The organism is Pseudomonas sp. WT-JTC (assembly GCF_056711565.1).
In genome coordinates, this window is the sequence record NZ_CM160042.1 from 191,140 (window position 1) to 205,182 (window position 14,043).

Sequence of the window (14,043 nt, forward strand, 5' to 3'; positions counted from 1 at the left end):
CAGGGAGAGCTGTATGACAACCGTCATTTTACCCGCGGTTCCAAGAGTCCTGATCGCCGAGGCCGACCCCTGGTCCCGCGATCTGCTCAAGGAAGTGTTGTTGAACGTACGCTGCGATGCGCGGCTGGATTTGTGCGCCGATGGCCAGCAAGCGCTGGAGTTGTTGGCGGCCAACCCCTATGACCTGGTGATCGCCGACTGGGAGCTGCCGGGCGTCGATGGTCTGAATGTCCTGCGCAGCATCCGTCAGCGCAAACGCAATCCGCCGATGCCGTTCATTCTGATGAGCAGTCGCAGCGACAGTGCCAGCGTGCGCGAGGCCTTGCCGCTGGCGCCGGCTGCGTACCTGACCAAGCCCCTGAATATGGAAAGCCTGACCCATCGGTTGCAGGGGTTACTGTTGCACGCTGGCGAAGAAGTCTCGTGCGAGGTGCCATCGCTGGCGCCGGGCATGACGTTGTCGGTGTATCTGGAGCGTCGACGCGAATTGGTTGACGGCGCGCCGCTGATGACTGACGTGCAAGTGGCGGTCAAACGCAGCCTCAATCCCAATGGCCTCGATCTGACGGTGCTGGAAGACGAAATTCGCACCGATCCGCAGGTCACGGCCGTGCTGATCGCCGCTGCCAACAGCGCGGCCCAGCACCACGGCGTCGCGGTGCAAACCCTGTCCCAGGCGCTGCATCGCCTGGGCACCGGGCAGAGCATGAACCTGATCCTCGGGCTGGCGCTCAAGCGCAGTGCCCGGCTCAACGATCAGCAATTGGCCGACTATGCCGAGCGTTACTGGGATTTGTCCCTGCATACCGCCGAATACGCCCGGACGCTGGCGCGCTTGCTCGATCTGGATCAGGAGCGCTGCTATTGCGCCGGCATGTTGCATTGTCTCGGCGATCTGGCGTTGTTGCGTTGTTTGCAGGAATGGAAACAGGCCGGCGGCGAGCTGGACGAGTGGGAGGAGGTGGGTGAAGCGCTGGCGGAATATGGCGCGGCCTATGGTTCGGCGCTGCGCACACGCTGGCGTCTGCCGCTGGAGTTACGAGAGCTGATTGCCGCGGCCTACCAGCTCGGTGGCGGGGTTTATTCCCGCGAAGCGCTGGTGATGAACATGGCGGCGCAGATGGCGCGCCTGAGCGAGCATGAGGGCATCGAGGCGCTGGCCAAGAGCCGGACGGCGAGGTTGCTCAAGATCGGCTTGCCGGAGCTGATGCGGCTGCGCAAGAAATGAGGCTCATGCACACCCTTTGTAGGAGCGAGCTTGCTCGCGATGGTCGTCAACGATAACGCTGGAAACCTGGCACCCCGCGGTGCCCTCGGGTTCTTCGCGAGCGAGCTCGCTCCTACAGGGAGGGAGGGGGCGTCAGGCCGTGACAATCCGGTTCTTGCCCTCGCGCTTGGCCTGATACATCGCCGCATCCGCCCGGGAAAACAGGTTCTCCACGTTTTCGTCCGCGGCGGTCAGGCTGGTCAGGCCCTGGCTGACGGTGATGCCGAACGTCCGGCCTTCATGGTTGAAACTCAATTGCTGAATCTGCCGTTGCAGGCGTTCAGCCACTTGCAGGGCCATCTGTGGCGTGCACCCGGGAAACACCGCGGCGAACTCCTCACCGCCAATGCGCCCGAACAGATCACGACGGCGCAACGCTGCGCGGCCGCTTTCGGCAATGCGCTGCAACACGTTGTCGCCTTCCTGATGACCGTAGGTGTCATTGACCGTCTTGAAGTTATCAATGTCCAGCATCAGGAACGACAGCGGCTCGCCCTGCTGCCGGGCATGTGCGAACGCTCGGTGGGCACATTCGAAGAAATGACGGCGGTTGCTGCTCTGGGTCAGCGCATCGATGGTGGCCAGGCGATGCAGCTCGGTTTCCATTTGCTTCTTGTTGGTGATGTCTTCGGCGATGCCGACGATGATCACCGGTTGCCCCGGCTCGGCCTGGCGGTTGATGTAGCATTTGTCGCTTAGCCAGCGCACCTGGCCGTCGGCAGCGATGACTCGGTATTCGCGGTCTTCGACGGCGCCTTTGTCCAGCACTTCGGCAAGGCTGCGTTCGGCATGGTCCAGGTCGTCAGGGTGAATGCTGTCGCGCCATTGATTGCTGTCAGCCAGCAGTAGATCGGCCGAACGGCCAAAGATCCGTTCATAGGCGGGGCTGACGTAAAGCACCTTGCGGGTTTCCCAATCGAGTGCCCATAGCACCGCGTTGACGCTCGCCAGCAAGGTGTTGAGCAGTTGTTCGCGTTCGCTCAGGCGTGCGACTTCGCCTTGGGCATGCATCAGCGCTATCAGGGGCTGAGCGGCCTCGGGCCAATGGGACGGAGATGAGTCTTGCAGGTTTTTTGGGGCCATCGACGCAAATCTCAAAGGGCATGCCGCGTGTTCGATAGCGGCCAACACCAAACCCGCCGGGAATGGCGAAGTGTCTTTGAGATAGGGCTTTTCAGATGAAGTTCCCGCCTGGTGTGGCGAGGGAGCTTGCTCCCGCCGGGCGGTAGGGGCGACGGATTTTTGCAGTCACAAATCAATGTGGGAGCGGGCTTGCTCGCGAAGGCGGTGGGCCAGTCAATGAAGATGTCGACTGACTCACCGCCTTCGCGAGCAAGCCCGCTCCCACATTTTTTCAGACGGCGGCAGGGCGCAGGGAGTAGGTCTTCAACTGATCGGCGAAGTCGCGCAGGGATTGAATCCCGCTGGCTTCGGCCTCGTGTACCCAATCCTTGATGGCCGCCAGCATGTCGTGGCCATTTGAGCTGGTCTTGACCCAGATCTGCTGCAGGGCCAGGCGTTTTTCGTAAATTACCTTCAGCGCCTGGCTGTGCTCGAGCATGTTCTGGATGCGTACATGGTGTTTGTCGTCCAGCAGGCTGGTCTCGCGCGAAAGCAGGCGTTTGGCCCGGTGGAACTGGTGACGTACCGAGTGATCGACCTTTTCCAGCTCTTGCTTGACCAGTGGGCCGATCACCAATTTGCGGTACTGGGCCATGATCTGGAAGCGGTTGTTGAGGATCGCCATGGCGGTGTCCATGTCCAGGTTGCCCTTGCCTTCGACGCGGTGGGCAATCGGCGCAACCCGCTGAACCTTGGCCAGGCGCAGGAAGCTGAAGACTTGAATCCACGCCCAGCCGAGGTCGAATTCCCACTTCTTCACCGACAGTTTTGCCGAGTTAGGGTAAGTGTGATGGTTGTTATGCAGTTCTTCGCCGCCAATCAGGATGCCCCACGGCACCAGGTTGGTCGCCGCATCGCGGCATTCGAAGTTGCGGTAGCCGATGGCATGGCCCAGGCCATTGACCACGCCGGCGGCCCACACCGGGATCCACATCATCTGGATGGCCCAGATGGTGATGCCGATGGTGCCGAACAGCAGCAGGTCGATAACGCCCATGATCGCCACACCCAGCAGCGGGAAGCGGCTGTAGAGGTTGCGCTCGATCCAGTCTTCGGGGCAGTTCTTGCCGTAGATGCGCAACGTCTCGGGGTTTTCCGCTTCGGCGCGGTACAACTCGGCGCCTTTGCGCAGCACCGTGGACAAACCCTTGATGACCGGGCTGTGCGGGTCATCGACGGTTTCGCATTTGGCGTGATGCTTGCGGTGGATGGCGGTCCACTCGCGGGTGTTCTGCGCCGTGGTCAGCCACAGCCAGAAACGGAAGAAATGCTTAAGGCCCCCATTCAGCTCCAGGGAGCGATGGGCCGAGTAACGATGCAGATAGACCGTGACGGCAATGATCGTGATGTGGGTCATCAGCAGGGTGACTGCTACCAGTGCCCAGGGCGACAAGCCAAGAAAACCTTCGTACCACATAGGCTATAGGGCCCTCGATGAAAGAAAAAACAGCCGATGCATTATCACTAAGCCCACACAGAAAACCAGTCGCCCTTTCAGATAAGAGTGGCGGGATGTGTCTTCAAACTATAATTCCAACCTTTTTGTAGGGACATGGATCGCCGGATGTCTGCCACCTATCGCGATGCCTTGCGTGCAGCGCTGCTCTATCTGTTGCTTTCTGTGGTTTGGCTGCAGATCAGTGGCTATTTATTGAACAGTTTATTCGATAGCTCTGCCGAGCGACTGCGATGGCAACTGATCAACGGTTACGTTTGGGTGCTGTTCAGCGCCGGGTTGATCGTCATTGCCCGGGCGCGGCTGCTGCGGTGCCTGGGGATCGGCGCCACCTTGCACGAGCGCAATACCCACCGCGAGCGTCTGCGCCAGGCGGCCGCGGTGTTCGACTGCACCCGCGAGGGGGTGCTGGTCACCGATCGGGAAGGCGTGATCGTCCATGTGAACCGGGCTTTTATGGAAATCACCGGATACGGCTGTGAGGACGTACTGGGGCAGCGGCCCAATCTGTTCAAGTCCGGGCGGCATTCCCCTGAGTTTTATCAGGCGATGTTTGCCGCACTCGCCAGTGTCGGGGAGTGGAGTGGTGAAATCTGGAACCGGCGCAAAAGCGGCGAGATTTACCCGCAATGGCAAACGATCCGCCTGATCCACGACGACCGTGGCCAGCCGAGCCAGTATGTGGCGGTGTTTTCCGATATCAGTGCAATCAAGAACTCCGAACACGAGTTGATGCACCTTGCGCACCACGATCCGCTGACCGACCTGCCGAACCGCCTGCTGTTCACCGACCGCGCCGAACAGGCCCTGGCCTCGGCGCAGGTCCACAAGCGTGGCTGCGCGCTACTGATGATCGATCTCGATCACTTCAAGATGATCAACGACAGCCTCGGGCACACCATCGGCGATCAATTGCTCAAGGCGGTGGCCGAGCGCCTGGGCGCCATGTTCGGCCCGGGCATCACCCTGGCGCGTTTGGGTGGGGATGAGTTCGCCGTACTCGCCGAAAGCTGTCCGCAACTGGTTCAGGCTGCTGCGTTGGCCCAGCGGATTATCGACGGCCTCAAGGAGCCGTTCCTCATTGATGGGCACCAGCTGTTCATCAACACCAGCATCGGCATCAGCCTGTTCCCCAGCGATGCCTTGAGCGTCGAGCAGCTGTTGCGTAATGCCGACTCTGCGCTATTCAAGGCCAAGAGCACGGGGCGCAATGATTATGCTTTGTACACCGAAGAGCTGACGGCCCACGCCCAGCAACGGGTCGAGATCGCCTTCGAATTGCGCCGCGCCCTGGACCGGCAAGAGCTGCGGGTTTATTACCAGCCGGTTCACGACCTCAGGACCGGTCGCCTGATTGGCGTCGAGGCACTGGTGCGTTGGCAGCACCCGCAGCGGGGATTGGTGTCGCCAGCGGAATTCATCCCGGTGGCCGAGCGAACCGGTCTGATTGCTGAAATCGATGCCTGGGTCATGCAGCAGGCGTGCCGGCAGATGTGCCAGTGGCAGCAGGGTGGCGTAGTGCTGTCGTTCGTTGCGGTCAACGTATCTTCGCGCCTGTTCGCCCGTCGTGAGCTGTATCAGCAAGTGGCGCAGGTCCTGCGCGAAACCGGGCTGGAACCGGCGTGTCTGGAGCTGGAAGTGACCGAAAGCGCGGTGATGGAGGATCCGGAAGTCGCGCTTGAGCAAATGCATCGCCTGCGCGAGTTGGGTGTGCGTCTGGCCATCGACGACTTCGGCACGGGTTATTCATCGCTACTGCGGCTCAAGCGTCTGCCAGTGCAAAAGTTGAAAGTCGACCAGGGCTTCGTCGCCGGATTGCCGTGGGATGAGGATGATGCGGCGATCTCGCGGGTGATCATTGCGCTGGCTCAGAGCATGGGCATGCAGGTACATGCCGAGGGGATCGAGCAGGTCGAGCAGGCAGCTTTCCTTCTTGAGCAGGGATGTGATCTGGGGCAGGGCTATTGGTTCGGGCGGCCGGTGTCGGCGGAGCAGCTCGACTGGGCGCATGCGCCGGTAATCGTGTAGGAGCGAGCTCGCTCGCGATGAGTGTTAACGATGACAAGAGCTGCCTGAATGAACGCGGTGTCCCTGCCACCATCGCGAGCAAGCTCGCTCCTACAGGGGGGGCGGGCTTCTGATGGGGGCAATCCCTCGCAAACCCTTGTCCCGCCAAATAATGTCTTCTGGTTATATAAACATTCTTAAATAGTCTTTTTAAGAATATCTACACCTCTCTAGTATTGCTCTCAAGCCGCAAGCAGTGCCGACACTGCGAGGCAACCTCTCAGTTGAAGGAGCAGCAATATGAGCGCATCCCTGCGTAGCGTCGACGGTCAAGACGAAGCCACCATCCTGCGTGAAATCCAGAGTGCCCTGCGCGACCTGCGCTTTGGTGCCGTGGAAATCACCGTGCACAACGCCCAGGTGGTGCAGATCGAGCGCAAGGAAAAATTCCGTTTGCAGCAGCCGGGCAACAAGCCGGGCTGAGGCGAACCAGACACCGCGATTTCCGATATCCCATAAAAAAGCCAACAAACCAAGAATTCCAGGAGCTTTCACCATGTCGTCGATTCGCCACTTCGCTTTGGCCGCCCTGGCCAGCGCCCTTTTTGCCGGTTCCGCGGTAGCCAAGGACTACGAGCTGCTCAACGTGTCGTACGACCCGACCCGCGAGCTGTACCAGGACTACAACGCCGAATTCATCAAGTTCTGGCAGAAGGACCATGCCGGCGACACCGTGAAGATCCAGCAATCCCACGGCGGTTCGGGCAAGCAAGGCCGGGCGGTGATCGACGGCCTGCGTGCCGACGTCGTAACCCTGGCCCTGGCCGGCGACATCGACGAAATCGCCAAGCTGGGCAAGAGCCTGCCGGCGGACTGGCAAAAGCGCCTGCCGGACGCAAGCACGCCTTACACCTCGACCATCGTGTTCCTGGTGCGCAAGGGCAACCCTAAAGGCATCAAGGACTGGGGTGACCTGGTCAAGAATGACGTCTCGGTGATCACGCCGAACCCGAAAACCTCCGGCGGTGCGCGCTGGAACTTCCTCGCGGCCTGGGCCTATGGCCTGAAAGCCAACGGTGGCGACGAAGCCAAGGCCAAGGAATATGTACAAACCCTGTTCAAGCACGTGCCAGTGCTGGATACCGGCGCTCGCGGTTCGACCATCACCTTCGTCAACAACGGTCAGGGCGACGTATTGCTGGCCTGGGAAAACGAAGCCTTCCTGGCGCTGAAAGAAGAGGGTGGCGCCGACAAGTTCGACATCGTCGTGCCTTCGCTGTCGATCCTCGCCGAGCCACCGGTGGCGGTGGTCGACAAGAACGCCGAGAAAAAGGGCAACGAGCAGATCGCCGAAGCCTACCTCAAGTACCTGTACAGCCCGGCCGGCCAGGAAATCGCGGCGAAGAATTTCTACCGTCCACGGGACAAGGATATTGCCGCCAAATACGCCCAACAGTTCCCGAAACTGGAACTGGTGAGCATCGACAAGGACTTCGGCGGCTGGAAAGCCGCGCAGCCGAAATTCTTCAATGACGGCGGCGTGTTCGACCAGATCTATCAGGCGCAGTAATCTTAAATAGCCATCAATGAGCCTGATGCCTGGGCTCGTAAGTGTGGGAGGGGGCTTGCTCGCGAAGGCGGTGTGTCAGGCGACGTAAATGTTGACTGATACGGCCTCTTCGCGAGCAAGCCCGCTCCCACATTGATGCGTTTAGCGGATCGCTTTTCAACCAAGGACTTTTATGTCGCGTCGTATCTCCCCCGTCATACCCGGCTTCGGGCTGACGCTGGGCTACACCTTGGTGTACCTCAGCCTGATTGTGCTCATACCACTGGCGGCGATGTTCGTGCATGCCGCTCAACTCACCTGGGATCAGTTCTGGGCAATCATCTCGGCGCCACGGGTGCTGGCCGCGTTGAAGCTCAGTTTCGGCACCGCCCTGTGTGCCGCGATCATCAACGGCATCATCGGCACGCTGCTGGCCTGGGTATTAGTGCGCTATACCTTCCCTGGACGCAAAGTCATCGACGCCATGATCGACCTGCCGTTCGCATTGCCCACGGCGGTGGCCGGTATTGCGCTGACAGCGTTGTACACCCCTACCGGCCTGGTTGGTCAGTTTGCAACGGATCTGGGTTTCAAGATCGCCTACACCCCCTTGGGCATCACCCTTGCCCTCACTTTTGTGACACTTCCATTCGTAGTACGTACCGTACAGCCAGTATTGGCCGATATTCCCCGTGAAGTGGAAGAAGCGGCAGCGTGCCTGGGTGCGAAACCCTTGCAGGTTTTCCGCCATATCCTGCTGCCCGCGCTGCTGCCCGCCTGGCTGACCGGCTTCGCGTTGGCCTTTGCCCGCGGGGTCGGCGAGTATGGTTCGGTGATTTTCATCGCCGGCAACATGCCGATGAAAACCGAGATCTTGCCGCTGCTGATCATGGTCAAACTCGACCAATACGATTACACCGGCGCTACGTCCATTGGTGTACTGATGCTGGTGGTTTCCTTCGTCCTGTTGCTGCTGATCAACTTGTTGCAGCGGCGCATCGAAACCCCATAAGGAGGCGCACCCATGTCCCAATCGTCTATTGCTGCCGCTTCCTCGAACGCTGCCCGCCGTGGCAGTGCGACCTCGCGGCGAATCCTGATCGGCCTTGGCTGGCTGATTTTTGCGCTGTTCCTGCTGCTGCCACTGTTCATCGTGGTGTCCCAGGGCCTGAAGCTCGGCCTCGGGGCGTTCTTCACCGCGATCTTTGAGCCGGACGCGCTGTCGGCCCTGAAACTCACGGTCATCGCCGTGCTGATTTCGGTGCCGCTGAACCTGGTGTTCGGCGTCAGCGCCGCCTGGTGCGTGAGCAAGTACTCGTTCCGCGGCAAGAGCATGCTGGTGACGCTGATCGACCTGCCGTTCTCGGTATCCCCGGTGATTGCGGGTCTGGTCTACGTGCTGATGTTCGGCGCCCAGGGGCTGTTCGGCCCGTGGTTGCAGGATCACGATATCCAGATCGTCTTCGCCTTGCCGGGCATCGTGTTGGCGACGATTTTCGTTACCGTGCCGTTCGTGGCCCGTGAACTGATCCCGCTGATGCAGGAACAAGGTACTCAGGAAGAGGAGGCTGCACGCCTGCTCGGCGCCAACGGCTGGCAGATGTTCTGGCACGTCACCGTGCCCAACATCAAATGGGGCCTGATCTACGGCGTGGTGTTGTGTACCGCGCGGGCCATGGGCGAGTTCGGTGCGGTGTCGGTGGTTTCCGGGCACATTCGCGGGGTGACCAACACCCTGCCGCTGCACGTCGAGATCCTCTACAACGAATACAACCACGTGGCCGCGTTCGCTGTGGCGAGCCTGTTGCTGATCCTGGCGCTCTTCATCCTGCTGGCCAAGCAGTGGAGCGAAAACCGTATTAACCGCCTGCGCGCCAGCGCCGCGGAGGAATGATTTCATGTCGATCGAAGTGCGTAACGTCAGCAAGAACTTCCACGCGTTCAAGGCGCTGGACAACATCAGCCTGGACATCCAGAGCGGCGAGCTCGTCGCGTTGCTCGGTCCGTCGGGCTGCGGCAAGACCACGCTGCTGCGGATCATCGCCGGCCTGGAAACCCCGGACCAGGGCAACATCGTGTTCCACGGTGAAGACGTTTCCGGCCATGACGTGCGGGATCGCAACGTCGGATTCGTGTTCCAGCACTACGCCTTGTTCCGCCACATGACGGTGTTCGACAACGTCGCGTTCGGCCTGCGCATGAAACCGAAAAACCAGCGCCCGAGCGAAAGCCAGATTGCAAGCAAAGTCCACGAACTGCTGAACATGGTGCAACTGGACTGGCTGTCGGATCGCTACCCGGAACAACTCTCCGGCGGTCAGCGTCAGCGCATTGCACTGGCCCGCGCCCTGGCGGTGGAGCCGAAAGTGCTGCTGCTCGACGAACCTTTCGGCGCCCTCGACGCCAAGGTTCGCAAGGAACTGCGCCGCTGGCTGGCGCGGCTGCACGAAGACATCAACCTGACCTCGGTGTTCGTGACCCACGACCAGGAAGAAGCGATGGAAGTCGCCGACCGTATCGTGGTGATGAACAAGGGTGTGATCGAGCAGATCGGTTCACCGGGCGACGTCTACGAAAACCCGGCCAGCGATTTCGTCTATCACTTCCTCGGTGATTCGAACCGACTGCACCTGGGCGAAGACAAGCACGTGCTGTTCCGCCCGCACGAGGTGTCGCTGTCGCGCCATGAGCTGGAAGATCACCACGCGGCCGAGGTGCGGGATATCCGTCCGCTGGGCGCGACGACGCGGGTGACGCTGAAGGTTGAAGGGCAGAGCGATCTGATCGAGGCCGAAGTGGTCAAGGATCACGACAGCCTGATCGGGTTGGCGAAGGGCGAGACGTTGTTCTTCAAGCCGAAGGTCTGGCAGAAACTCGCCAACATCTAAAGCAAAAGCTTCGCGAGCAAGCCCGCTCCCACAGGGATCTGTGTCGTTCACAAAACCTGTGGGAGCGGGCTTGCTCGCGATGGCGATCTAGACTGCAGCACGCTTCGGATTGACCCGCACCCCACCCGCCCGCGCCTCGATCTGCTCTTTCAGCTCATGCCGCATTCCCAGCATGAATGCCAACTCCGCCACCACGAACAGCGGCCCGACAATCAACCCGGTCACGTCATCGACAAATGCCGGTTTGCGCCCTTCGTAGTGATGGCCGACAAACTGGATCGCCCAACCGATCACGAACATCGCCACGCCGCTGCCCAGCCACACCAGCGTGCTTTGCTGTGCCAGCGCATGACCGGCCCAGACGCTCAGCCCGAGCAACACGGTCATCAACACGCCCAGGCGCAACTCCAGACGCAGGTAAAACCACGCCGATGCCAGCGAGACGAGCACCGCCGGTGACAGCCATACGCCGCCCAGCGACCATTGCGGCCGAGACAGCAACACCGCGACGGCGACCACGATCAGCGGAATGCCGATAAAGTGCGATGCGATGTTGCGTGGGTCACGGTGGTAGGCGGCGTATTGACTGAGGTGGTCGACGAGGCTTTTCATTGTTGTTCTCCTGTGGGGTGACTGATCATGCCCCGGGGCCACTTCTCGCTCTGTCAGCCAGGCGACAATCTCTAGGAGTTTTCATGGATATGCAGGTTTGGCGTCCACGCCTGATGAGCGGTCAGTGGTTCAGCCATTTGCCTGTTTCCCTACAGGATAGTCTGCTGTCGGTGGCCAGGGTGCGGCGCTTGTCTGCGGGCCAGCGGCTGTTCAAGCGCGGCGATCCGCCCTGCGGCCTGTACGCGGTACTTGAAGGCGCGGTGCGCGTCGGTGCCGTGAGCGAGCAGGGCAAGGAAGCGTTGCTGAGCCTGGTGGAACCGCCACACTGGTTCGGTGAAATCTGCCTGTTCGATGGCCAGCCACGCACCCACGATGCGTACGGCGTGGGCCAGTGCACGCTGCTGCACATTCCCCAGAACACCTTGCTGGCACTGCTCGACGAGCATCCGCAGCACTGGCGGCAACTGGCGTTGCTGATGAGCCAGAAATTACGCATGACCTTCATCAACCTCGAACAATTGAGCCTGTTGCCGGCCCCGGCACGGCTGGCGCACCGTTTGTTGATGATCGCCGAAGGCTATGGCGAGACCATCCCTGCGCGCCGCGTTCTGCAACTGCCCCAGGAGCAACTTGCTTCAATGTTGTCGCTGTCGCGCCAGACCACCAACCAGATTCTCAAGGAACTGCAGGGACAGGGGATCATTGGGCTGAGTTACGGCGAAATTGAAATCCTCGACGCTGCCCGGTTACGGACACTGGCCACGATTTAACAGTTCACGCAGGCCCAATGTGGGAGCGGGCTTGCTCGCGAAGAGGCCGGATAAGGCAATCCACCTCCAGGATCTGTCACCGCAACCCATCCCGAAACTGCCCCGGTGTCATCCCCGTCCAGCGCTTGAACGCGCGACTGAAGCTGCTGGTGTCGGCAAACCCGAGCAGATAACTGATTTCGCTCAGCGACACCTGCGGGTCACGCAGGTGCAGCAGCGCGAGGTTTTCGCGGCTTTCGTTGAGCAGCGTATCGAACCGGCAGCCTTCATCCGCCAGGTGTCGTTGCAGGCTGCGCAGGCTCAGGTGCAGGGCCTTGGCGATGTGCTCGGCGCTGGGTTCGCCTTCGGGCAGTTGTTCTTCAATGGCGTCGCGGACCTTGCGCTCCCACGTCAGCGGCTTGAGTTGCGCCAGGGTTCGCTTGAGCACGGTTTCATTGTGTTCGGCCAGTTCCGGGTTGGCATCATCCAGGTGGCTGTCGAAGTCGATGAGGGAGAATTCCAGTCGATCCTCTTCGGCGCCGAAGTGCACGGGCGAGCGAAAGACTTTATGCCATTGGTGTGCGTCTGTCGGTTCCGGACGGCGCAGGTAGGTCGCCAGTGGCGCGTATTCGCGGCCCAGGCGATTGCGGCAGGTGCGTACGTAGATCGCCATGAACGCATCGATGGCTTCGAAGGCCGGGGCCGGGTTGCCGGAAGGGATTTTCAGACGGAAACGGTAGCGATCCTCAGCGCGGGTCAGCTCCAGTTCCAGGGCGTCGCTGACCACTTTGTGATAACGCACGATGCGCTCGAACACCTCCCGTAAACTGCCGCTGGCCACCAGCGCATAACCCAGCGCATGGAAGGTGGTCGGGCTGACGAAGCGCGAAACCCGCAGGCCAATCGCCGGGTCGCCGCTGACCTGTACCGCCAACGCCCACAGCTGTGTGGTGCCTGACAGCGGGTATCGGGCGTTCGGGTCGTCCATCAACTGTGGATCGAGCCCCGCTTGATGGCACAGCGCGGTGCTGTCGATGCCCAGGGCATCGAGTTGCTTGCGCAGGGCGCGGGTCCAGCTGGCGAGTGAGGTCGGTTCGGTCATGCTGATTGGCGCTTCCGGTCAACAGGTTGGCGTTCTCGGCTACCGCGTTGCTAGGGTACGCAAGGCAGGATGCAACCATCAATAACCAGAGGATGGAAGCATGGACCGTACTTCTGCAAGCCCCCAACGACTGAATGCAGCTCAACGATCAGCCCATATCCGTGAAGTGGTGCTGGCCAGAGGCGTCGAATTGCGCGAGCAATACCCGATTCTCAAGCATCAGGACGCCCTCGGCGCAGGCATTCTGGCCTTCGCCCTGGCCGGTATGATCGGTTCGGCCGCGCTCTACCTGACCGGGTACATGGCCTGGTGGGCGTGCCTGCTGCTCAACGCTTTTTTCGCCTCGCTGACCCACGAGCTGGAACACGACCTGATCCACAGCATGTACTTTCGCAAGCAGAAGGTGCCGCACAACCTGATGATGGGCCTGGTGTGGCTGGCGCGGCCGAGCACCATCAACCCGTGGATTCGCCGCCACCTGCACCTCAACCACCACAAGGTCTCCGGCTCCGAAGCCGACATGGAGGAGCGCGCCATCACCAACGGCGAGCCATGGGGGTTCGCACGGTTCCTGATGATTGGCGACAACATCATGTCGTCATTGATCCGCATGCTGCGGGCCAAGAGCTGGGCCATGAAGTTCAGCATCATTCAGCGCACGCTGAAGGTCTACGCGCCGCTGGCGTTGATGCATTGGGGCGCGTGGTATGTGTTTCTCGGTTTCCACGCAGCGAATGGCGTGGCGCAACTGATGGGCGCACCGATCGAGTGGTCGGCGACGACGTTGTCGGTGATGCAGGTGATAGACATCGCGGCAGTCGTGATCATCGGCCCGAACGTGTTGCGCACGTTCTGCCTGCATTTCATCAGCTCGAACATGCATTACTACGGTGACATCGAGCCGGGGAACGTGATGCAGCAGTGCCAGGTGCTGAACGCACGGTGGCTGTGGCCGTTGCAGGCGTTCTGCTTCAACTTTGGCAGCAGCCACGGGATCCATCACTTTGTGGTGAAGGAACCGTTCTACATCCGCCAGCTCACCGTGCCGGTGGGGCACAAGGTGATGCGCGAGATGGGCGTGCGGTTCAATGATTTCGGCACGTTTGCGCGGGCCAACCGGTTTGAGCGCAAGGAAGAAGTGGTCGGGGACAAGGTGCGTACAGCTCAGGCTTAGTAGTCGTTTGAAAGGGCCTCTTCGCGGGCAAGCCCGCTCCCACAGGGTTTATCGGTGTGAATGAGATCCTCGCATCACACCGGCCATTGTGGGAGCGGGCTTGCTCGCGAAGGGGCC

The 14,043-nt window shown here is 60.8% G+C and carries 13 protein-coding genes; 9 read left to right on the top strand and 4 right to left on the bottom strand.

The window, feature by feature from the left end; genetic code table 11:
• The first annotated feature begins 13 nt into the window (after positions 1-13).
• A complete protein-coding gene (locus tag AC06G5_RS00825) occupies positions 14-1,228 on the top strand; it encodes an HDOD domain-containing protein (RefSeq protein WP_413427201.1) in 1,215 nt (404 codons plus the stop codon).
• A 132-nt stretch (positions 1,229-1,360) separates the two neighbouring features.
• Here AC06G5_RS00825 and AC06G5_RS00830 read toward each other — a convergent pair whose 3' ends face one another.
• On the bottom strand, positions 1,361-2,350 hold the full coding sequence (locus AC06G5_RS00830; RefSeq protein WP_413703750.1) for a sensor domain-containing diguanylate cyclase: 990 nt from the start codon (positions 2,348-2,350) through the stop codon (positions 1,361-1,363).
• A gap of 271 nt (positions 2,351-2,621) precedes the next feature.
• Positions 2,622-3,806, bottom strand: a complete 1,185-nt coding sequence (desA, locus tag AC06G5_RS00835) for a delta-9 fatty acid desaturase DesA (protein WP_008019116.1) — start codon at positions 3,804-3,806, stop codon at positions 2,622-2,624.
• A gap of 147 nt (positions 3,807-3,953) precedes the next feature.
• Here desA and dibA point away from each other — a divergent pair, with 147 nt between their 5' ends.
• From dibA to AC06G5_RS00865, 6 genes are all read left to right on the top strand, one after another.
• On the top strand, positions 3,954-5,873 hold the full coding sequence (gene dibA, locus AC06G5_RS00840) for a phosphodiesterase DibA (RefSeq protein WP_480458843.1): 1,920 nt from the start codon (positions 3,954-3,956) through the stop codon (positions 5,871-5,873).
• A gap of 279 nt (positions 5,874-6,152) precedes the next feature.
• Positions 6,153-6,335 carry a sulfur starvation response protein OscA gene (gene oscA / locus AC06G5_RS00845; protein ID WP_007975618.1) on the top strand — a complete coding sequence of 61 codons (183 nt, stop codon included), beginning with the start codon at positions 6,153-6,155 and terminating at the stop codon, positions 6,333-6,335.
• A gap of 73 nt (positions 6,336-6,408) precedes the next feature.
• The gene (locus AC06G5_RS00850; protein WP_413703748.1) at positions 6,409-7,422 is read left to right on the top strand and encodes a sulfate ABC transporter substrate-binding protein; all 1,014 of its coding nucleotides are present in this window, start codon (positions 6,409-6,411) and stop codon (positions 7,420-7,422) included.
• 172 nt (positions 7,423-7,594) lie between these two features.
• Entirely contained in the window at positions 7,595-8,413 is an 819-nt protein-coding gene (gene cysT / locus AC06G5_RS00855; protein WP_008019110.1) for a sulfate ABC transporter permease subunit CysT, read from the top strand.
• A gap of 12 nt (positions 8,414-8,425) precedes the next feature.
• The gene (cysW, locus tag AC06G5_RS00860) at positions 8,426-9,295 is read left to right on the top strand and encodes a sulfate ABC transporter permease subunit CysW (RefSeq protein WP_008019109.1); all 870 of its coding nucleotides are present in this window, start codon (positions 8,426-8,428) and stop codon (positions 9,293-9,295) included.
• Positions 9,296-9,299: 4 nt separating this feature from the next.
• Positions 9,300-10,289 (top strand): sulfate/molybdate ABC transporter ATP-binding protein, encoded by a 990-nt coding sequence (locus AC06G5_RS00865; protein WP_413428861.1) that lies wholly within the window; start codon positions 9,300-9,302, stop codon positions 10,287-10,289.
• An 87-nt stretch (positions 10,290-10,376) separates the two neighbouring features.
• On the opposite strand, the gene AC06G5_RS00870 is transcribed toward AC06G5_RS00865, so the two are convergent.
• Entirely contained in the window at positions 10,377-10,901 is a 525-nt protein-coding gene (locus AC06G5_RS00870; RefSeq protein ID WP_413428389.1) for an Mpo1 family 2-hydroxy fatty acid dioxygenase, read from the bottom strand.
• Between the two features lie 83 nt (positions 10,902-10,984).
• On the opposite strand from AC06G5_RS00870, the gene AC06G5_RS00875 reads away from it, so the two are divergent.
• The gene (locus tag AC06G5_RS00875; protein WP_413428388.1) at positions 10,985-11,671 is read left to right on the top strand and encodes a Crp/Fnr family transcriptional regulator; all 687 of its coding nucleotides are present in this window, start codon (positions 10,985-10,987) and stop codon (positions 11,669-11,671) included.
• Positions 11,672-11,747: 76 nt separating this feature from the next.
• Here the strand turns inward: AC06G5_RS00875 and AC06G5_RS00880 are convergent, their stop codons facing one another.
• The gene (locus tag AC06G5_RS00880) at positions 11,748-12,752 is read right to left on the bottom strand and encodes an AraC family transcriptional regulator (RefSeq protein WP_480458848.1); all 1,005 of its coding nucleotides are present in this window, start codon (positions 12,750-12,752) and stop codon (positions 11,748-11,750) included.
• Positions 12,753-12,852: 100 nt separating this feature from the next.
• Between AC06G5_RS00880 and AC06G5_RS00885 the strand changes: the two genes are divergently transcribed.
• Positions 12,853-13,926, top strand: a complete 1,074-nt coding sequence (locus AC06G5_RS00885) for a fatty acid desaturase (protein ID WP_480458850.1) — start codon at positions 12,853-12,855, stop codon at positions 13,924-13,926.
• Positions 13,927-14,043: the final 117 nt, after the last annotated feature.